Genomic DNA, 20897 nt, shown 5'->3' with positions numbered 1-20897 from the left:
TTTTCATGGTTTGACAACTATAGAAGACTCTGCCGAAACTATGAATGGACATTCGATTCGGCAGAGGAAATGGTGAAACTAGCATCTATTAGGATGCTATTGAATAAAATTTAAACAGGCTCTAAGATTTGGCGTAAAGATAGGAAAAGTTAGCCAAATAAGTCGAGTGTAAGTTGTTTCTTCTCCGCCTCCAGCTTACGCAGATGGCGCTTGCCTTGCGGAGTAACGATTTCCAGTTTGTCGAAACGGGTACGGATTACAGTCGTTACGGTATAGCTGATGTTAATCGTCTCGCCCAATTCACTTAGCTTACGAGCGATTTCCAGCACACAGTCGATACACATGCCGCTGGTGAAAGAAATCTTCTCGTCGAACATCTGTTTCTTGAAATCTTCATCGCACATGTAGAAGTCGATTGTCTCTCCGCCTTTATTATAGATACCTTTCCAACGGTAACGGCTGTCTTTCAATACCGGCGAGATAATTTCGATGGTCGCTTTATTGTCCTTGATGGTCGGCAGGTCGTCCGAACGAAGGATGAAATAATCGAACTGTTCACGTTTCACCTCCAAGGAACCGGAACGGCTACGGTTATTTTCATTCAGTTCGCGTACATTAATCTTTGTCACTTTCGGATACCCGCGCAACGCTTCGTAGAAATTGGATTTATATTTACAGAACTTCGGCCAGGATGCCAGCAGTTCCACCAACTCACGGGGTATCAGGGCACCGGCCTGTTTCAGTTTAAGCGAACGCTTCAAAAGCGAGATTTCCTTCTGCATATTCTCATCATCCGCATTGGTCCGGTCAACCAAAGGCTGCCCTCCGACAGACAAAGTGGGCCGGGTCAGTACCTGCATTAGAATATTCAGTACGACAGAGATAGAGCGCGAACTTTCGCCTGCTATCGGCCATACAACCCGGTATCCACCTTCTTGTGAAAAGGGTTCGCAATGAGCAGTCATCTTCACATCCAGCAAATCGGCCAGGACACGCAGCATGGAGAGTATCTCTTTTTCACACCGGTGCTTAATCCAGGCATCCATATAAGCGGATTTATCGTTAAATGAATAACGTATCTCAAGTTTGTTGTCAAACTTTATCATAGAGTCATCGAATTATTTGTCCAAATTCCAGCTAATTATTTCACAGGTTGTTCTTTGGGTTTGCGGTCAAAGAACGGGTTCTTCGAAGAGGCACTGACAGGGATAGCCATTACGCTCTTGCTCTCGCCCAGCCATCCCAGACGTTGGGCAGCCATCCCGGCACTAAACATCACACGGGTGTCTAGGCGCAAATCGGAAGCTGTCGCACAGGCAGAACCGATAGCGATTCCCAAATCGACCGAGTTGATCGCACAAGGTACTTCTGCCGGCTTCTCCACACACGTTTCAAAACCGCAATGGGCACAGTTCAATCCCTGCACCTGCTGGCGTGTACCCAATATCACGATAGCCTCCGCACTCAAAATATTATCCGCATCACGCAAAATAAACTTAAATCCGGTTTCTGCTGCCAGTTTCAGCATCTCGTCAGACAAACGTTGTATATCTTCACCGGTAACCATTGCAATCTCTATAATGTCAATCCCCTTACCTTTGGGAGCCGTACGAGCAGCCGTCATCATCTGACGGACAGCCTCTAACACATGTTCGTGCCGTATTTCTCTTTCGTTTTGTATCATTTCTTTATTGGTTTAGCAGGAACAAAGATACACTTTTACTCGTTTTCGAGTTCAAGATTAGTCATCTTTTCTGTGATGGCGAACGGATAATCCGGATATTCGTACAGACTGAAACGCGGTTCAGTCACTCCTTCACAATAATTCCAGATACTACGATATTCTTTTACATCCTCTCCCATTTCTTCCAATTGACGCAAATAAGCGGCTACCGACTTGTTCTCTACGATATATACTTCTCCCATCTTATTGATGATAGGGCTATGCCGGCGTCCGGTATCATGGTCAAACTTCAGGATTCGTTTTCCTTCAGCGGTGAGGCCTACTGTTTTAAAAGTCATACTTTTGCCTATAGCCGGCAGATTCAAGACACTACGGTCTGTTGCAGCAAACAACAAATGATTCTCTCTCAAGAAATTATACAATTTTCTTCCTAACGGGCGTTTATTGGTGACAATATCATCCAATTCGGCGAGCTTATCTTCGGGAACCAGGCCAAAAATCTTTTCTTCATATTGTTCCTGAAGCGAACGGCTGTTCGGGGTAAACACGGCATAGTTTTCATTAAACCCTTTTACCGAGAACGTATAATAGCAAATCACACCGACGGAATTAAGCGTCTGCCGCAGCTTGGCAGTATGTCCGCGCCGGGAAGCTGCAACCGTATAAACCAATTGGTTCGTTATCACCCATCCGGCATCCAATATCGCTTTTATAGCACGTTTGGCTTCGGGAGTTACTTCCAAAGGAGATTGGAAGTGGGTTTGAATAATAAACTGGGAGACTCCGATAGCAGAAGCCTTCTCTTTAAATTCTTTCAAAATCCCCACAAGTTCATCAGTAATGCGCAACGGCAGATAAGCCAACAAACGCGAACCTAAGCGAACCCGCTGCAACTCTGCATATTTTTTACCCTCGGGCCGTTCTTCATTCGCTTTACGTTTACGGACAGCCATTTTATAGACAGCTTCCAATATCTTACGCAAAGTAGCATTCTGGCTCATCAGGGCGTCACCTCCGGTAATCAGAATATCCCGCAACTGGGCATCTTCTTCAAAGTAATGCATCAAACGACGGAGTTTCTTATCCCAGGTTTCTTTGGGTTTCAATGCTTCAAAATCGAAATTAAGACGTTCGCTCTGGAAATCATACATGCGTTGACAAGAAGCACATAAGCCTCCGCAGGCTCTTCCCATCGAATCAGGAATAAGAATGGCCACTTCCGGATAACGGCGGTGGATATTATGGCCTTCAGGCAAAAGCCATCCGGCGGCATTCGGTTTACCGGTTTCCACGATATCCTCTTTTTCCCAGGCTTTTATATGACCGTATGTGTCAACCAGCTCATCAGAATAAAGGACGTACGAACGAATCGTGTTGTCATCATAACCTTCCGTTCCCGGATTCAACAAGGACAAATAATAAGGCGTAACAAAAAATGGCATACCTTTCTTTCTGGCACGGGCCAACAGCTGCATCATCTCTTCCGAGAGGGATTCACCCAGAAAATAATTCAGTTCCGTCGGACTCTTGATAGCCAATGCCAGATGGAAACGGGCAGTGTTCCACCATTCCTGTACCTGATTATATTTTTCTTCGTAAGTCATCTCCGGTGAAAACTGATAACGGGACGACGGTGCATTCCTGCGCTCTATCTTCCGTATAAGCCGTTTTATAATACGGTCTTTATTTGCTTCACGGATTGCCACCACTTCTTCATCCAAACCAGTCGGCCAACGGTTCATTTGACGCTTAACCAGGGAACGGTCCGGTTCGATGCTCTCGGGATACTCCAATAACTTGAACTGATGATAAAGGTCTATAAACAGGTCGGGGGAAACTTCGTCTGCCAGCTTTCCCGTCAGTAATTGCCAGAAATAAGTGATTGTTTGCACAGACAACTCCTCACCCGTTGAAAGTTCATCAATAGGAGACCCGTCATATTCAATTAAAAGTAAAATACGCTTCGCCACGGCATTTCCCATATTACTGCCACCTCCGTTGATTTCAATCCGGGAAGAAACGAATGAGCGTAGAGCCTCCCTGAACAATTTTATGTTCTGACTCTCTTCCGCCATTGTCACCAACTGAGGAAAGTCCCTGTTAAACACTTTTAGTAAATAAAAATTGTCGTACGTTAGTTCTTTTCTTTTAATCATAAACATCGCTGCTTTTTATATTGATTAGAGTAATATTACAATCATGCCACTCACATAGGGAGAGATCATATCCGGGGATATACAGTTACACTTGTCCACAAATATAATATTTTTAATCGGAAAACTATGAATATTCACTTTTAAAACATTCTAATAAGAGAGAAATTTAAAGCAAAATGATATTTATGTGGCTATTTTACTACATTTTGATTTCATTTTTAGCATTCCACAAGAAACCGGTTATTTAGCACCTCATAGAAACCTTGAAAAATATGAGTTATCATTTGCTTTTCTCAAAAACTATTCATATCTTTGTGAAAAAGTAATATTAGAGGCTTAAGCCTCACATTTTTAGGTAAAGGTATTGGTCATTATAAGTATTAAAAAAAGTCTACTTGTGAAAGTAGACTTTTTTATTTTGCCTTCTTTTTGAGAAGCCATACGACGAACAGGTTTATTATATCCATTGAAAAAGGCTTATTACAAAGATATTAAATGAAACACACCGATCATATTTACATCAGTTCGTCATCACTTTACACCAACCCATCTCCCGCATTGAAAAATAAAGAATACAGAAATTACAAAAAAAGTTTCACAGGTAATATTTTTCACTAATTTTGCACCAGTATTAATCATTTAAATAAAATACCTATGAACAAAGCAGAACTTATTGTAGAGTTGGCAGAAAAAGCCGGTTTAAAAAAACAAAAGGCTAAAAAGGTCCTGGAGGCTTACATGGAGATCGTAACAGAAAAAATGTCCCAGAACGAAGAAATATCTATCGTTGGTTTTGGTACATTATTACCCAGACCGCAAAACAGTCGTTTGGCTCGTAATCCCAAAACGGGTACTCCGGTACAGATTCCGGCTAGAACAACAGTAAAGTTCAAACCTGGTAAATTCCTGCTGGAAGCTATGAACGGTAGCAAATAAAACCAAACCGCTCCATATGGTAAAATGAACGTCCGGACTATTCCTATAGCACGGACGTTGTTCTTTTCCTCCCCAGACAAAAACGGCCGATGTAACAGAATCGTAACATATATTTCATTCAACCGAAATACCAAATGCCTTCCTTTGCAGAAAATAATTAATTTTGTAAACAAAGGAATGAATTATTCATTTCAAATTAAATAAAAAAGACTATGGATATGCCCCGAATTCTTGTTGTGGATGACGAAGAGGACTTGTGCGAAATCCTCAAATTCAATCTTGAAATAGAAGGTTATGAAGTGGATACGGCTTTTAGTGCGGAAGAAGCATTAAAAAAGGACCTGTCTGTCTATCAGTTGCTTTTGCTCGATGTTATGATGGGAGAAATCTCCGGATTCAAGATGGCGAGTATATTAAGAAAAGAAGAAAGCAGGGCTGATATACCGATCATATTTCTGACAGCCAAAGATACTGAAAACGATATGCTGACAGGCTTTAACCTGGGAGCGGACGATTATATTTCAAAACCTTTTTCAATCCGCCAGGTTGTCGCACGTGTTAAGGCTGTATTACGGAGAACGACCGATAAAGAGAAAAACGAGACGAACGAACTTCTCGAATATGAAACATTGGCACTCGATCCCAAACGCATTAAAGCATCGGTAGACGGCAAGGAAGTCCCACTGACCAAAAAAGAATTCGAGATTCTGAAATTACTGCTGGAGAATAAAGGAAATGTCTTCTCACGTGAAGAGATCCTGTCCCGTATCTGGAAAGATGAAGTATATGTGCTGGATCGAACAATCGACGTAAACATTACCCGTCTGCGTAAAAAGATAGGCCCTTACGGAAAAAACATCGTTACCCGACTCGGCTTCGGTTATTGTTTTGAGTACTAATCCTGTTATTTAATCATGGTAAGAGTAGAAAAGATGAAAAACCGGATACCTTTCAGCCAGCGGTTATTCTGGTCGATTTTTGTGATGTTCCTTGGATTTACAGTTTGCTTCCTGTTGTTTCAATACCAACGGGAACGGGAATTTTCGCAGGAGAAGTTGAATAATGTATTGAGTAACTATAATTACCAATTATTTAGCCGTACCCAACAGGATACCGACATTAATAAGACGGTAAGGCAATTTATCGAAGATATTCCGCAAAAAGAATTGCGTGTCACCATTATCGATCCCAACGGAAAGGTATTGTTCGATAATAGCGGGACAGAAGAATTCAACAACCATAACGATCGTAGCGAAGTGCGCAAAGCCCGTTTGTATAATGAAGGCTTTGCCATCCGCACCTCGGGATCGACGGGCAGACGGTATTTTTATTCGGCCAGCAATATAGGCAGTTATATCTACCGTTCGGCGCTCCCTTATGATCCTTATGTGCAAAGTGCCTTATCCACGGATAAGGACTTCATCTATTTTATGATACTGATGACATTGATCTTTTTCTTTGTCCTCTCCCGCTTTACATTCAGTATCGGACGGACCATATCCAAACTACGGGACTTTGCCCTGAACATAGAAAAGGACCGGATACCGGAAAACGATTATATCTTCCCCAATGACGAACTGGGAGATATCTCAAAGAACATTGTCACACTGTATCACCGGCAACAAAAGGCCAAAGACGAGCTTTCCATGGAACGTGAAAAGCTGATAAAGCATTTCCAGTACGCCAAAGAAGGATTCGCCATGTTTACCGCCGAAGGGAAAGAAATTTTGTCGAATATCCTTTTCATACAGTTCCTGAACGTTATTTCCGACAATCAGATCCGTCAGGCTGAAGATGCCCAGGATATCCGGGAACTTGAACCCATTAAGGCTTTCCTGAATAAAAATATCCCTAATATGAACCGGAAACGGAAAGTGTTACGCGAATCTGTAACGATCGATAAAAACGGGAAAATATTTCTGATCGAATGTATCCTGTTCCTGGATAACAGTTACGAAATATCCATCAATGATATTTCACGCCAGGAAGAAGAGAGCCGGATGAAACGCCAGCTTACCCAGAATGTCGCCCACGAACTGAAAACACCCGTCAGCAGCATTCAGGGATATCTGGAAACGATTATCAGCAATCCGGAACTTACTCCCGACAAGCGCCAGTTCTTCCTGGAACGTTGCTACTCGCAGAGTACACGCCTGACCGGATTATTACGTGACATCTCTGTACTGAACCGTTTGGACGAGGCGTCCGAAATGTTCGACTTGTCCGATATAAATATTCCGAAACTGATCGTCGAGATCCAGAAGGAATGTTCGAAAGAGATGGAAGAAAAACAGATCACATCTGAAGTTATTCTGCCGGGCGATCCTACGATACATGGCAATTACTCCCTATTGTATTCCATTTTTCGTAACCTCTACGACAATGCGATCGCATATGCCGGAGAAGGAAGCCAAATAACCGTGAACTGTTATAAAGAAGATCCGAAATTCTATTATTTCAGTTTCGCAGATAACGGTGTGGGTATTTCGGAAGAACATATCAACCGCATATTCGAACGGTTCTACCGCGTGGATAAAGGACGTAGCCGCAAAGTCGGCGGAACAGGACTGGGATTGTCTATCGTCAAGAATGGGGTTAATTTCCATAAAGGACAGATTTCGGCAAAGAGTAGTCCGGGCAAAGGAGTTACCTTCTTCTTTACCCTGAAGAAAAAATTATAAACATAAATTACAGGTATATATAGTATAAAAATGTCTCGTATTTTATATCTTCGCGCCCTATTTTCCTATAAAAAACAAGGCAAAGATGAATATAAACGAGTTGACATGCGGTCTGGACTTCGGAACATCAAATTCCATTATATCGCTGACAGACAAAGCAACACGGAAAGAAGTATTTTCGTATAGCGAAAGTTCCATCCTGTATTTTCCGGACACAAACGAGATGAAATACTATGTGGGTAAAGAGGCCCACGATAAATATATTGAAGAAGAGATGACCGGGCGTCTGCTGAAATCCGTCAAGACGCTGCTCCGCCAGGACAAGTTTCTTTCTACCTGGATATTCGGTAAAAGAATGACGCCCGATCAACTCGTTACCTGCATCATCCGCCATTTGAAAGAGAAAGCGGAAGCCTTCGCCGGAGCGGAAATCACGGATGTGATACTTGGAAGACCTGCCGTTTTTTCGGAAGACCCCAAGCAAGAGACTTTGGCAGTCAACCGCCTGACGCTTGCCGCCCGTAACGCAGGTTTCAGAAACATCAAACTGCAATTGGAACCGATTGCCGCCGCCCTCTCCTATGAGCAACGGCTCGATCATTGCGAAAACGTACTGGTTGCCGACCTCGGTGGCGGTACTTCCGACTTTACCATCATGAACCTGTCTCCCGATAAAATCCGTAAGGAAGACCGCAAAGACGATATTATCGCTCACGGTGGTGTCTATATCGGCGGCGACTTGTTCGATTCGGAAATCATGTGGTACAAAGTGACTCCCCATCTGGGCCGGGGCGTAAAATACCAATCGTACGATAAAGAGATTGAAATACCTTCCATTCTCTACCGCGAACTGAAAAACTGGGAAAGGACATTTATGTTGAAGGAGAGCAAACTGCGCCGTTCGATGGATAACTACTACCATCTCTCAGGCAACAATCCCAAGATAGATAATATAAGAGTTTTGATCGATAATAACTATGTCTTCTCCCTGTTCAAAGGAATCGAGCAATCCAAAATAAACCTCTCGACCGGAGAAGATACAACAATCGACTTTGAAAAAGAGACAATCCATATACATGAGCCTTTCACGCCCGGCGAGTTTGCTACGATCATCGAACGGCATACTACCGAGATCGAACGATATATCCTGAAACTATTGGACACAGCGCAATATAACGCAGCAGATATAGACTCCGTCTTTATCACAGGAGGTAGCAGCCTTGTCATTCCGGTAAGGGAGATACTTTACCGCATCTTCGGAAAAGATAAGATACGTACAGGGAATACTTTTAATAGTGTAGCTTACGGGTTATCCTTGAGCTATTAACTTCCGCAGCCGGAGACCGTCTGGTTTCCTAAGCAGGAAACGCGAGTTTCTTCAGGAGGAAACTGGAGTTCCCTGCCCAGGAAATTGCAGTTCCCTCCGCAGGAAACTGGAGTTTCCAAAGTAAGAAACTACGAGGAAACTGTAATCAGCTGATCAATAACTAAGTAGCTATAAAATAAGAAAAGGCATTGTAAAAGCTACAAATGACATGCAAATGAAACTTTTACAACACCTTCTTATTTTATAGATCAGCGTTCCTTGATCGGAACATAGGTAGTATCTTCGAGCACATTCTTATAAGCCGGACGGATAATACGCTTACCATCGAAATGTAATTCTTCAATGCGATGGGCAGTCCAACCTACGATACGGGCCATAGCAAACAGCGGTGTATAGATTTCCTGCGGCAAACCGATCATTTCATACACAAAGCCTGAATAGAAGTCCACGTTTGAAGAAACACGTTTCTTCGTTCCTTTATGTTTGGCGAAACATTCGATGGCACGTTCTTCCAGCAGTTCGAGGAAGGCAAATTCTTCTTCACGTCCTTTTTCCTTGGCCAGGTCACGAGCCAGTTCTTTCAAAACAACGGCACGCGGATCGGAAATTGTATAGACGGCATGACCGATACCGTAAATCAGGCCGGTCTTGTTATAAGCCTCTTTGTTCAGCATACGCATGAAATAAGTATCAATTTCATCCACATTCTTCCAGTCGCCAATATTCTCTTTCAGATGATGGAACATATCGACAACCTGGATATTGGCACCACCGTGCAACGGGCCTTTCAACGAACCGATACCGGCTGCAATAGAAGAATAGGTATCCGTTCCGGTCGAACTGGTTACACGGACTGTAAAGGTCGAGTTATTACCGCCACCGTGCTCAGCCTGCAAAACAAGCAACAGGTCAAGTGTACGGGCATCCAGTTCCGTAAAGTCTTTTTTCAGCATATGCAGGAAGTTTTCCGCAAGCGAAAGGTTTTCGTGCGGATGACGGATATGCAGGGAACGGCCGTGTGTACTATGACGATAAATATTATAAGCATATGCTATAATGGTCGGGAAACGCGAGATCAGTTCGATAGACTGGCGCATCAGGTTGTCACGGGAAGTATCGTCCGGATTCGGATCGAACGTATACATTTCCAAAACACTACGGGCAAGGATATTCATGATATTCTGCCCTTCCAGATCGAGGATATTCATCTTGGTTTTCTGCTCCAACGGCATATTATCGCAGATCAAGCCTTTGAAAGAGGCTAACTCTTCTTTATCGGGCAATTTTCCGGAAAGCAACAGGTAAGCCACTTCCTCAAAACCGAAACGTTTTTCTTTGATCAGGGCATGAGCCAGGTCCTCCACATCGTAACCTCTGTAAAACAGTTTACCGGGAATAGCTTTCAGGCCACCGTTATCCGGCAGGCGTTCGTAACCAACTACATTACCGATCTTGGTCAGGCCGACCAACACCCCGCTGCCGTCTTCGTTACGCAGACCGCGTTTCACGTTGTACATCGGGAACAGTTCGTTATCAATCTTGCAAGCATCTTTTGACGCATCCGACAGTTTGTAAATAAGATATTCTTTTTTCATCACGAGTTATTTTTACGAGGTTACAATAAAGATATGATACAATCACCAAATTCTTTGGTGCCAAGAGATTTTCCTTCCGGCATAAAACGTGCCAGGTCATTCGTTGCTTCTCCCTTCGAGAAAGCCTTTTCCATGGCGGCCGTGATCAGGTTGGCAGCTTCGTTCCAACCCATATATTCAAGCATCATCACGGAGGAGAGTAAAAGGGAAGACGGGTTCACGATATTCTTTCCGGCAATATTAGGTGCCGTGCCATGCGTTGCTTCGAAAATAGCATAACCGCTGTTGTAGTTGATATTGGCACCCGGTGCGATTCCGATGCCACCTACCATGGCGGCCAATTGGTCGGAGATATAATCGCCGTTCAGGTTGAGTGTCGCAATAACGGAATATTCTTCCGGGATCAATAAGGTATTTTGCAGGAAAGCGTCGGCAATTACATCTTTGATGATGACCTTTCCGGTAGCCGATGCTTCTGCCAGCGCTTTGGCGGCTTCGGCTTCCCCCTTTTCCTTTTTGATCTTTTCGTATTGCGGCCAGGTGAATGTCTTGTCGCCAAACTCGCGTTCCGCCAGGGCATATCCCCAGAGTTTGAAACCGCCTTCGGTGAACTTCATGATATTTCCTTTGTGCACCAGCGTTACACTCGGCAACTGATTGGTCTGGGCAAATTCGATGGCGGCACGCACCAGCCGTTCGGTTCCTTCTACCGATACAGGTTTCACACCGAATGAAGATGTTTCCGGGAAACGTACTTTCGTCACTCCCATTTCTTCCGTCAGGAACTGAAGGAATTTTGCTGCTTCAGGTGTTCCTTGCTGCCATTCGATACCGGCATAGATATCTTCCGTATTCTCTCGGAAGATATACATATCGACCTTCTGCGGTTCACGCACCGGAGAGACGACACCTTTAAACCAACGGACGGGACGCAGGCAAACATACAGGTCGAGTGTCTGCCGTAAAGCCACGTTCAGGGAACGGATACCGCCGCCGATAGGAGTAGTCAGCGGACCTTTGATACCGACCATATATTCGCGGAAAGCATCCATTGTTTCGTCGGGCAGCCAACTGCCTGTTTGATTGAACGCCTTTTCGCCAGCCAGTACTTCTTTCCATTCGATAGAGCGCCGGCCGCCATATGCTTTTTCGATGGCAGCGTTTACAATCTTCTGGCTGACCGGAGTGATCTCCGCTCCCACTCCGTCACCTTCGATAAAAGGAATGGTTACTTTGTCCGGGACAATCAAATGGTCGTTTTGTTTTGTTATTTTATTCATGATGATAGTTTATTAATTTTGTTCAGTCTTTGTCAGATTTGAGTGTTTGTTTATAGCAACTGGTTGTACCTGGCTCCCCTCTCGAGAGGGGGAAGGGGGTGTGTCATATCCCCGCCTATACAACCATCCTAATCAGAGTCACTTGACTATTGCAGGTTCATTTGCCGTTTGCTTCAGCTGACGGTGTACAAGTTGTTTCTCTCTTTTGGCTTCAGCCACATTTCTCCTAGATAGAAACCTGTAAGAAATGGGACTAAAGTCCAATGAGATAACCCCTTGACTAATCCGTCAGCTGAAGCAGACGGCAAATAAACCTGTAACAAGGCTTGTTTTATTGACTGGCTTTAACACACCCCCTACCCCCTCTCAAGAGGGGAGCCAGTTACAACCAGTCAATAAACAGATAGTTCAATTTTTTCTATACATGTGCCATATTCAATGCTGATCCGGACTTGAACCATCGGATCTGCAAATCATTGTACGTGTGATTTACAGGGAATGATTCCTGTGTGCCATCCGCATGCAATACGATAGCAGTTAATGGCTTGCCCGGTGTGAACTCTTTCAAACCGATGATGGAGATGTGATCGTTTTCACGAATCTTATTATAATCGTCCTTGTCGGCAAAAGTCAGGGCAAGCATTCCCTGCTTTTTCAGGTTCGTTTCATGGATGCGGGCAAAACTCTTGGCAAGGATCACTTTCACATTCAGGAAACGGGGTTCCATAGCGGCGTGTTCACGGGAGGAGCCTTCACCGTAGTTCTCTTCGGCAACCACGATGGATGAAATGCCTTTCGCCTTATACTGTTTGGCAACGGCGGAGACAGCTTCATACGTATTATTCAACTGGTTCAACACAGCATTCGTCTGACCGTTGAAAGCGTTCACCGCCCCCATCAGCATATTGTCGGATATATTTTCCAGATGACCACGGAAGCGGAGCCACGGACCGGCCATCGAAATATGATCTGTCGTACATTTACCCGAAGCCTTGATCAAAAGAGGCATTTCCAGCAAATCGTTTCCATCCCACGGAGCAAAAGGATGCAATACCTGCAAACGGTTTGAATCGGGACTGATCTTTACTTCCGCATCTTTTCCGGTCGGAGCCAGATAACCGTTATCTTTTACATCAAAACCTTTGGGCGGGAAATCTGTTCCCTGCGGCTCACGGAGTTTCACTTCGTGACCGTCTTCGGTCTTCAATGTATCCGTCAACGGATTGAAACAAAGGTCACCGGCAATAGTCAATGCAAGCGTCAGTTCCGGGGAAGCGACAAAAGCATGTGTATTCGGATTGCCGTCTGCACGTTTGGCGAAATTACGGTTAAAGGAGGTTACGATTGAGTTCTTGCGGGTGTTATCGTCGGTATGACGTTTCCACTGGCCGATACACGGACCGCAGGCGTTTGCCATGATGGTCGCGCCTAGTTTTTCAAAGTCACCGATGATACCGTCACGTTCGGCTGTATAACGAATCTGTTCCGATCCCGGATTGATGATCAACGGGGAAGCAACAGGTATTTTATCTTCAAAAGCCTGCCGGGCGATAGAGGCGGCACGGCTTAAATCCTGATAAGAGGAGTTCGTACATGAACCGATCAGGCCGACTTCCATCTGGCGGGGATAGCCGTTTGCTTTTACCTTCGCAGCAAACTCAGAGATAGGCGTTGCCGCATCCGGAGTGAAGGGGCCATTGATATGCGGTTCCAGTTCGGACAGATTGATGACGATCACGCGGTCATAATATTCATCCGGCTGTGCCCTTACTTCCATATCGGCTTCCAGATAATCCTGGATAGCATCGGCCCAGGCTGCAACGGTATCGCGGCCAGTGGCACGCAGATAAGTTGCCATATTCAGATCGTACGGGAACAATGAAGTAGTGGCACCCACTTCGGCACCCATGTTACAGATTGTCGCTTTTCCCGTAGCGGAAATAGAGGAAGAACCTTCTCCGAAATATTCGATAATGGCATTCGTCCCGCCCTTTACGGTCAGGATACCAGCCAGTTTCAGGATGACATCTTTCGGTGAAGCCCAGCCGCTCAGACGTCCGGTCAGCTTGACACCGATCAGCTTCGGCATCTTCAGTTCCCATTCCATCCCGGTCATTACATCGACGGCATCGGCACCTCCGACACCGATAGCTACCATTCCCAATCCGCCGGCATTCGGCGTGTGTGAGTCTGTTCCGACCATCATTCCGCCGGGGAAGGCATAGTTTTCCAATACTACCTGGTGGATAATTCCTGCTCCGGGTTTCCAGAAACCGATACCGAACTTATCGGATACGGATTTCAGGAAATCATACACTTCGCTGTTCCCTTTTGTTGCCGTTTCAATATCTGCTTTCGCACCGATATTCGCCTGGATCAGGTGATCGCAATGGACGGTTGCCGGGACAGCAGATTTCTTTTTTCCTGCATTCATGAATTGCAACAATGCCATCTGGGCCGTTGCATCCTGCATCGCCACACGATCGGGACGGAAGTTCACATAATCGTCTCCACGCCTGAACAGGCGTAATGCCTTTTCGTCATATAAATGAGCATATAAGATTTTCTCGGCCAAAGTCATCGGACGACCGATCTTTTCGCGGGCCACATCTACCCTTTTCGGGAAATTGGAATAAAAGCTTCTCAGCATTTCAATGTCGTACACCATATTATAATCTTATTAGTTGTTTGTTTATCAGAAAGCTTGTATATGCAAATAAAAAAAGAGTTCCATTTGTCATTAACAAATGTATATATAAATAAAACACCTTTTATTCAATAATGTCTATGACCCGATAGAGGTTGTCTATGCAAATAAGAAAGTTCGCCTCACGTTCATTTATAAAACGCGCGGCGAACTTATTTTGTTCAACGATATATAAACTATTCTTAACTTATTTATCTTTTGTCGATTCTTGCCATTTCGCGGCATAACTATGAAGGATGGAAGCGATCCCCTCGCCGATCCGGACATAGTCTTCCGTTTTCAGATTAGCCAGCGAAGCACGGATAGACCATTCGGGAGCATCAAAGCCTCCGCCGTTCAACAGGACAAGCGACGTTTCCTGTGCCAGGCGGAACACGACATCGACCGGTTCGTAGTTGGCTTTCAGATATTCGAAGAAATCGTCTCCATAGAATTTCTTTGCCCATACTTCCATATCTATTTCACTGTAATAACCGGCACGGAGAGGATCATCCAGCAAGGTAAATCCTGAACTTTTCCAAAGAGTGTGCAGACGTTCGTGAATGATGTCGATCATGCGGGACTGATACAGGTTCTCGGAATCCAGTAAGGAGAAAGAAGCAAACAAAGACATCTGTGTCTGCTGTGGCAGGGAAAGTCCGGATGTATGATTAAGTGCGACCTGACGGCTATCAGCAACCATGCGGTCGATAAACTTCATCTTCGAGGGGTCGAGCATAATACTGCTGTAACGCTTTGCCAATGCCGTTTTCTTATCATCAGGCAACGCGGTAATCATACGGTCATAGATATTATCTTCATGCAAAGAGATGACAGCCAGACGCCAGCCTGTCGCACCGAAATACTTGGAGAAAGAATAAACGCACAATGTATTATCAGGAAGCTCAGCCATCAGGGAACGGAAACCATGCACATAAGTGGCATATACATCGTCGGTAATAATCATCAGGTTGGGATTATAATTGGTAACGATATCAACAATACGCTCCGTCAATCCGGGTGTCAAAGCATAAGAAGGCGGATTACTCGGATTGACAATAAAGGCAGCCTTGACAGACGGATCCTTCAATACATCCAGATCTTTTTCCTGATATTGCCAGGTATGATATCCGTCGCCCGTCATTTTCAGCGCATGTATTTCCGTTACATCAAACAGATAACGGGCCTGTTCGGGTATTTCTATATAAGGGGTAAAGACCGGAGCAAACAGGACGATCTTGTCTCCTTTATTCAACAGGAAGTTCTGTTGAAGGGAGTCAAAGATGTAACACATGGCAGCTGTACCACCCTCGGTGGCAAACAAATCGAATTTACCTTTGGGCGGCCGGTTGTTACATAATGCCTGATCCAGATAATCACGCACCAACACTTCCGTATATTTCAAAATACGGTCGGGAACAGGATACTGGTCACCGATCACACCTTCTGCCCATTCATGTACCAGGTCGTTTTCATCAACATCCTTTACACGTACCATATAATTATAGGTATCACGTAAAAGTTCGGAACCCGGTACCCCCTCATGTTTGTCAAGAAACTCTCTGAACCGATAGGCGATACTTGGTTTCTGGGGAATGCCGGCAAGACCAACCATGCCGTCTTCCAGTTTAACCCCGCGACGGCATTCTTCCAAGGCGAACTGGCCGAGCAGGAAAAAGGCTTCGCGTGGCGTGGTAGCAATCCAGTTCGGGTTGCCACGACCGGCATTCAACATGATGTGGGTACTCTTGCGGGCACTCTCGTCGGCTAACCGGATCAGTATGTCTTTTAATTCGAACGGACTGATCTCCGACATTTTCTTTTCGTATTCACGGGTGACTACGATTTTATTGTTTTCTTCCATATTATATATAATGTATAATTATTAATTTCTATTTTTATCAGATATGAGTGTTTGTTTATAGCAACTGGTTGTACCTGGCTCCCCTCTCGAGAGGGGGAAGGGGGTGTGTTATATCCCCGCCATACAACCACCATAATCAGAGTCACTTGACTATTACAGGTTCATTTGCCGTTTGCTTCAGCTGACGGTTTACAAGTTGTTTCTCTCTTTTGGCTTCAGCCACATTTCTCCTAGATAGAAAACTGTAAGAAATAGGACTAAAGTCTAATGAGATAGACCATTTACTAATCCGTCAGCTGAAGCAGACGGCAAATAAACCTGTTACAAGGCTTGTTTTATTGACTGGCTTTAACACACCCCCTACCCCCTCTCAAGAGGGGAGCCAGGTACAACCAGTCAATAAACAGATAGTTCAATTATTTCTATATTTACATTAGCAAGATAATCACCACTCCCCAGATAATCAGCAAGGTGTTACCGACAGCATAAGTAACTGTATATCCTAACGCCGGTGTTTGGCTTTCCACCGCATCTTCTATCGCACCGAGGGCGGCTGTTGTCGTTCGTGCTCCTGAAGTACAACCCAGTGTAATGGCTGGATGGAATTTAAAGAGATAGCGGCCCATCAGGACACCGGCTATCAGCGGAATGGTCGTAGCCAGCGCTCCGATAATGAACAGACTCACGCCTACTTCTTTGAAGCCGGTCACAAAACTCGGTCCGGCCGTAATACCGACTACGGCAATGAACATATTCAGCCCTACATTATTTAATACCCACAAGGAAGGTTCAGGAATACGTCCGAATGTCGGGTGTTTGGAGCGAAGCCATCCGAATACCAGTCCTGCAATCAATGCCCCGCCACTCGTACTCAGGCTGATCGGTATATTTCCGAAATGTACCACCAACGAGCCGATCACGCCACCGATAAAGATTCCCAGGCCGACAAAGATCATATCCGTCTGGTTGGTCGGTCGGTCGGCATAACCCAAAGTTGCAGCCGCGGCATTCACCTCCATCTTGGTACCTACCAGTTCGAGCATATCGCCCGGATTAATTTTTGTCGCAGCCAGCACAGGTATATTGACACCCGCACGTTTGATACTTTTAATGCTGACGCCGTGCATCACCTTTTCACTGCGGAGACCGGCTATAGTCATTCCCGAAAACTTCTTACGGGAGATCAGCACGGGCAATGTCTCTGCCGGGAAGTCCAACAATTCAAGGTCGTTCACTTCGTCGCCGATCCAGTCTTCTTCTCCAATCACAAATTCACGGCGACCGCTCAACACCACCTCGTTCCCTTTCTGAAGCATCAGGTCCGGTTTCACATCATACACTACATTACTGATACGTACGCGTTCCACAAACAGACGACGCCCCTGCCCTTCCAGATAATCTTCCAGTTCCTGTACGGTCTTGCCCGCCCCGAACCAGTCATTACTGATCTTATAAGCCCGAAAAGTGATGGGACGTGCTGCCGGCATAAAACCGGGTTGCTCGCTTTCGTCGTCAGTACCCATCTTTGCTTCCAGTTCTTTACAAGCCTTCTTTACCGAAGGCAGTCCGCCCAGCAAACGGGGAGCCACATCGCTCATCAGCCACGCAGAACCGGCCGTACCGAAAATATAACAGACGGCATAAGTCACAGGCATCACATTGATTATGGATGTTTTGTCCGCCGCACTCAGCCCGCTCTGATTGATCGTATCTTCCGCTACCCCCAGCACCGCAGAGATTGTCTGCGAACCAGCCAACAATCCAGCCGCTTCTCCTGCATTATAGCCCATCAGCTTGGCAAGCAAAAAGGGAACAAACAGAGAGAACAAACACATCAGTACGGCAAAAAGCATCTGCGGAAGTCCCTCCTTTTTCAGCCCACGGAAGAACTGCGGACCGACACTATATCCCACGGCAAAAAGGAACAGAAGGAAGAATACGGATTTAATAGGTGTCCCGATATCGATATGCAATTGTCCGATTAATACACCGACCAGCAATACGCTGGTAACTGTTCCCAAAGAAAATTTACCTATCTTAAATTTACCTATCCAGAAACCGAAAGCCAGTGTCAGAAAGATAGCCAGTTCCGGATAGTGTTTGAGCAAATCAGCAAACCACTCCATATATACAATTGTTTGACGTTAATAATAAGACATATTCCATGTCCGGTTTTATTGTGGTAAATGGAACACAATCCATGGGAAAGTTGTTGCGGGAGATTCAATTAAGAGATTATAAAAGCTCCCTTATTTTAAATAAATTCCTATCTTTGTCCCGCTTTGGTGATACGTCAGCCTCCGGTTGCCGTATAAAAGGGAATCCGGTGAGAATCCGGAACAGTGCCCGCTACTGTTAAGCCCGCTATAAAAGGAAAACATGCTTACACCACTGTCCGTGACAAGGATGGGAAGGTCGTTTTCCGGGCAAGTCAGGAAACCTGCCAGACAGATAAATCCGTTCTCCCGGGGCCAGGAGGGCTATTATGAACATAAAACAAATCTCTTTCAATGAAAAAGAAATGTCTGCTGACAGCCTTTCTTGTAGGTTGTTCAATGAGTATGTCTTTTGCACACGGTATGTTGCAGGAGGCAGTGACCGACATCCCTGCCAGGGCCGTTCCCCACGATGACGGCGAAGGAAATTTTAAACCCTCTGACCTGTTTGCTTCTATGCAGGCAGGCGATAAGGCCGCTCTGCTGATGGTCCATTTTGGAACCACCTACGACAAAACACGCCAACTGACGATCGACGCCATCAACAACAAAGCGAAAGAAGCATTCAAAGGTATCGAAGTACGCGAAGCCTATACCTCACGCATCATTATTCGCCGCCTGAAAACACGGGGTATCGAAAAACTCAACCCCACTGAAGCACTGAAACAACTAAAAGCGGATGGTTTCACCCATATCTTGATCCAGTCTACGAACATTATTGAAGGTGTAGAAATGGAATCCCTCCGCAAAGATATCGCCTCACTGGAAAAAGAGTTCAAGGATATCCGTATCGGAAACCCGCTGCTGTACACTCCCGAAGATTATGAAAACGTCATTGCAGCTATTGTCCGGAAAGGAGCCAAGGAAGGAGCTACCGTCCTGGTGGGACACGGCACCTACACTCCTTCGACTGCACAGTATGCCATGACCGATTATATGTTGAAAGCAAAAGGCTATACTGATTATTATGTTACAACGATAGAAGGTTATCCCACTTTCGACGATATGCTTGCTAAGCTTGAAGCTGCCAAAGTAAAGAAAGTCATGCTGATGCCTTTCATGTTCGTTGCCGGTGATCATGCTAATAATGACATTGCAATCGACATGAAAAAAGAACTGGAAGATAAAGGCTATGAAGTTTCCATATTTATGCAAGGATTAGGACAAAACATAGATATTCAGAATATATTTATCGAACATGCAAAGTTTGCGGCTAAACATAAAATGATTAATATTACAGAAAAGAAGAAACAATTATGAATAATTAATGTTTTTAACAAAAATGATGCGAGTATCGTGGATAAGAAAATATAGATTTATATTTTAATTCACATTATTCGCATTATATTCTCCTATTTATATTTAACTAATCAATATTATATATATATTTGTAGATCATATGATATATAATGCATCTTGATAAAATATTACTCTATGATAAATGACATATCATGCATCGCGATAAAGCATTTCTCTATAACAAATAGCATATCACACATCGTGATAAGATATTTCTCTATAATAAATAGTATATTATATATCATGATAAAGCATTTCTCTATGAGAAATAATGCATCACGTATCGTGATAAGATATTTTATTATAATAGATAAGACTTTCAGGACTAAAATAAATATTTTTCCATCAATTTGTCAAATTTAATTTATTAACCTTATAATATAATATATCATGAAGACTATCAACAAATTAGTTTATGCCAATTCATTAAGAATCGAAGAAGCAAATGTATTTATTAATTCATCAATTGATATTTTTGAATCATATTTAAATCAGGGAGGAGGGGAAGATCGTCCTGAGATTGAAATGTTAAGTATACAGGATGAAAATTTATCAAATTATCTGAATGAATTAAAAAGTTATTATAATGAATTTTATTCTACACTAGATGTTCCTATAAAATTACTTGAAACAGATGAATTATCTATAATTAATAAAACACGTATCAGATATGTCGGAGATATTAAACGAATTGTTATGATGCAAAATAAAAGTAATCCGTCTGAATCATCAAAAATTCTCTGGAATTATTTATCTGCTATAAAAAATCTAAATAAAAAAAGCTTTATCGAAGTCACAGGACATATCTCTAATCTATTGAAAGAGTTAAAATAAGATGATATGAATCAACATTGTACTAATTTAAAAATCACGACCCTAATACAAAAATTAACTGAAGAACAAAATGCATTTATTGCACTTTATAAGAAAAGAGGATATACAATTGAGACACGCGTTATTAATTCTTATCCTTCAAAAGTAAAATGTTTGAAAAAATATGCAGAAATAATTAATTATACCAATTCAATGGTTATCTATAATGTAGATACTAATTATGATGATTTGATTGATAATATGAATGCACTTGTAAATCCAATGAATACAATAATGCGTTCACGTTATAGTTTCAAAAAGAAAGAAGATGATAGACCTGAAATTGAATAATAGTTGAAT

The 20897-nt window shown here is 43.8% G+C and carries 15 protein-coding genes and 1 riboswitch; of the genes, 7 read left to right on the top strand and 8 right to left on the bottom strand.

The window, feature by feature from the left end; translation table 11 throughout:
* Positions 1-149: 149 nt before the first annotated feature.
* The 3 genes from NBH15_RS18985 to NBH15_RS18975 are packed head-to-tail and all read right to left on the bottom strand — an operon-like array spanning position 150 to position 3840.
* Positions 150-1106, bottom strand: coding sequence for a hypothetical protein (locus tag NBH15_RS18985; RefSeq protein WP_128135376.1), 957 nt, complete (start codon positions 1104-1106; stop codon positions 150-152).
* 35 nt (positions 1107-1141) lie between these two features.
* The gene (locus tag NBH15_RS18980; RefSeq protein ID WP_007659143.1) at positions 1142-1684 is read right to left on the bottom strand and encodes a ferredoxin domain-containing protein; all 543 of its coding nucleotides are present in this window, start codon (positions 1682-1684) and stop codon (positions 1142-1144) included.
* A 35-nt stretch (positions 1685-1719) separates the two neighbouring features.
* Positions 1720-3840 (bottom strand): KamA family radical SAM protein, encoded by a 2121-nt coding sequence (locus tag NBH15_RS18975; RefSeq protein WP_244051107.1) that lies wholly within the window; start codon positions 3838-3840, stop codon positions 1720-1722.
* A 654-nt stretch (positions 3841-4494) separates the two neighbouring features.
* On the opposite strand from NBH15_RS18975, the gene NBH15_RS18970 reads away from it, so the two are divergent.
* The 4 genes from NBH15_RS18970 (at position 4495) to NBH15_RS18955 (ending at position 8784) form a co-directional block, all read left to right on the top strand.
* Positions 4495-4776 (top strand): HU family DNA-binding protein, encoded by a 282-nt coding sequence (locus NBH15_RS18970; RefSeq protein ID WP_007653559.1) that lies wholly within the window; start codon positions 4495-4497, stop codon positions 4774-4776.
* Between the two features lie 212 nt (positions 4777-4988).
* Entirely contained in the window at positions 4989-5675 is a 687-nt protein-coding gene (gene phoB / locus NBH15_RS18965; protein WP_128135375.1) for a two-component system response regulator PhoB, read from the top strand.
* A 15-nt stretch (positions 5676-5690) separates the two neighbouring features.
* Complete coding sequence (gene phoR / locus NBH15_RS18960) at positions 5691-7457, top strand: two-component system sensor histidine kinase PhoR (RefSeq protein ID WP_010803448.1); 1767 nt, start codon at positions 5691-5693, stop codon at positions 7455-7457.
* A gap of 85 nt (positions 7458-7542) precedes the next feature.
* Positions 7543-8784, top strand: coding sequence for an Hsp70 family protein (locus NBH15_RS18955; RefSeq protein ID WP_128135374.1), 1242 nt, complete (start codon positions 7543-7545; stop codon positions 8782-8784).
* Positions 8785-9032: 248 nt separating this feature from the next.
* Here the strand turns inward: NBH15_RS18955 and NBH15_RS18950 are convergent, their stop codons facing one another.
* From NBH15_RS18950 to aspT, 5 genes are all read right to left on the bottom strand, one after another.
* A complete protein-coding gene (locus NBH15_RS18950; protein ID WP_186961548.1) occupies positions 9033-10379 on the bottom strand; it encodes a citrate/2-methylcitrate synthase in 1347 nt (448 codons plus the stop codon).
* Positions 10380-10399: 20 nt separating this feature from the next.
* Positions 10400-11659 carry an NADP-dependent isocitrate dehydrogenase gene (icd, locus tag NBH15_RS18945; protein ID WP_250823313.1) on the bottom strand — a complete coding sequence of 420 codons (1260 nt, stop codon included), beginning with the start codon at positions 11657-11659 and terminating at the stop codon, positions 10400-10402.
* A 418-nt stretch (positions 11660-12077) separates the two neighbouring features.
* On the bottom strand, positions 12078-14327 hold the full coding sequence (locus NBH15_RS18940) for an aconitate hydratase (protein ID WP_128135372.1): 2250 nt from the start codon (positions 14325-14327) through the stop codon (positions 12078-12080).
* A gap of 226 nt (positions 14328-14553) precedes the next feature.
* Positions 14554-16209, bottom strand: a complete 1656-nt coding sequence (locus NBH15_RS18935) for a bifunctional aspartate transaminase/aspartate 4-decarboxylase (RefSeq protein ID WP_250823312.1) — start codon at positions 16207-16209, stop codon at positions 14554-14556.
* A gap of 428 nt (positions 16210-16637) precedes the next feature.
* Positions 16638-18335, bottom strand: a complete 1698-nt coding sequence (aspT, locus tag NBH15_RS18930) for an aspartate-alanine antiporter (protein ID WP_244051108.1) — start codon at positions 18333-18335, stop codon at positions 16638-16640.
* Positions 18336-18475: 140 nt separating this feature from the next.
* A riboswitch (cobalamin riboswitch) is annotated at positions 18476-18671 on the top strand.
* A 117-nt stretch (positions 18672-18788) separates the two neighbouring features.
* Here aspT and NBH15_RS18925 point away from each other — a divergent pair.
* The 3 genes from NBH15_RS18925 (at position 18789) to NBH15_RS18915 (ending at position 20888) form a co-directional block, all read left to right on the top strand.
* Entirely contained in the window at positions 18789-19685 is an 897-nt protein-coding gene (locus tag NBH15_RS18925; RefSeq protein ID WP_250823314.1) for a sirohydrochlorin cobaltochelatase, read from the top strand.
* Positions 19686-20114: 429 nt separating this feature from the next.
* On the top strand, positions 20115-20558 hold the full coding sequence (locus NBH15_RS18920) for a hypothetical protein (protein ID WP_250823311.1): 444 nt from the start codon (positions 20115-20117) through the stop codon (positions 20556-20558).
* A gap of 6 nt (positions 20559-20564) precedes the next feature.
* A complete protein-coding gene (locus NBH15_RS18915) occupies positions 20565-20888 on the top strand; it encodes a DUF6261 family protein (protein WP_250823310.1) in 324 nt (107 codons plus the stop codon).
* The last annotated feature ends 9 nt before the right edge of the window (positions 20889-20897 follow it).

Source organism: Parabacteroides caeci, assembly GCF_023656795.1.
Classification (GTDB): Bacteria; Bacteroidota; Bacteroidia; order Bacteroidales; family Tannerellaceae; genus Parabacteroides; species Parabacteroides segnis.
The sequence above is the reverse complement of the archived record's forward strand: the minus strand, read 5'-3'. Positions and strand labels throughout refer to the sequence as shown.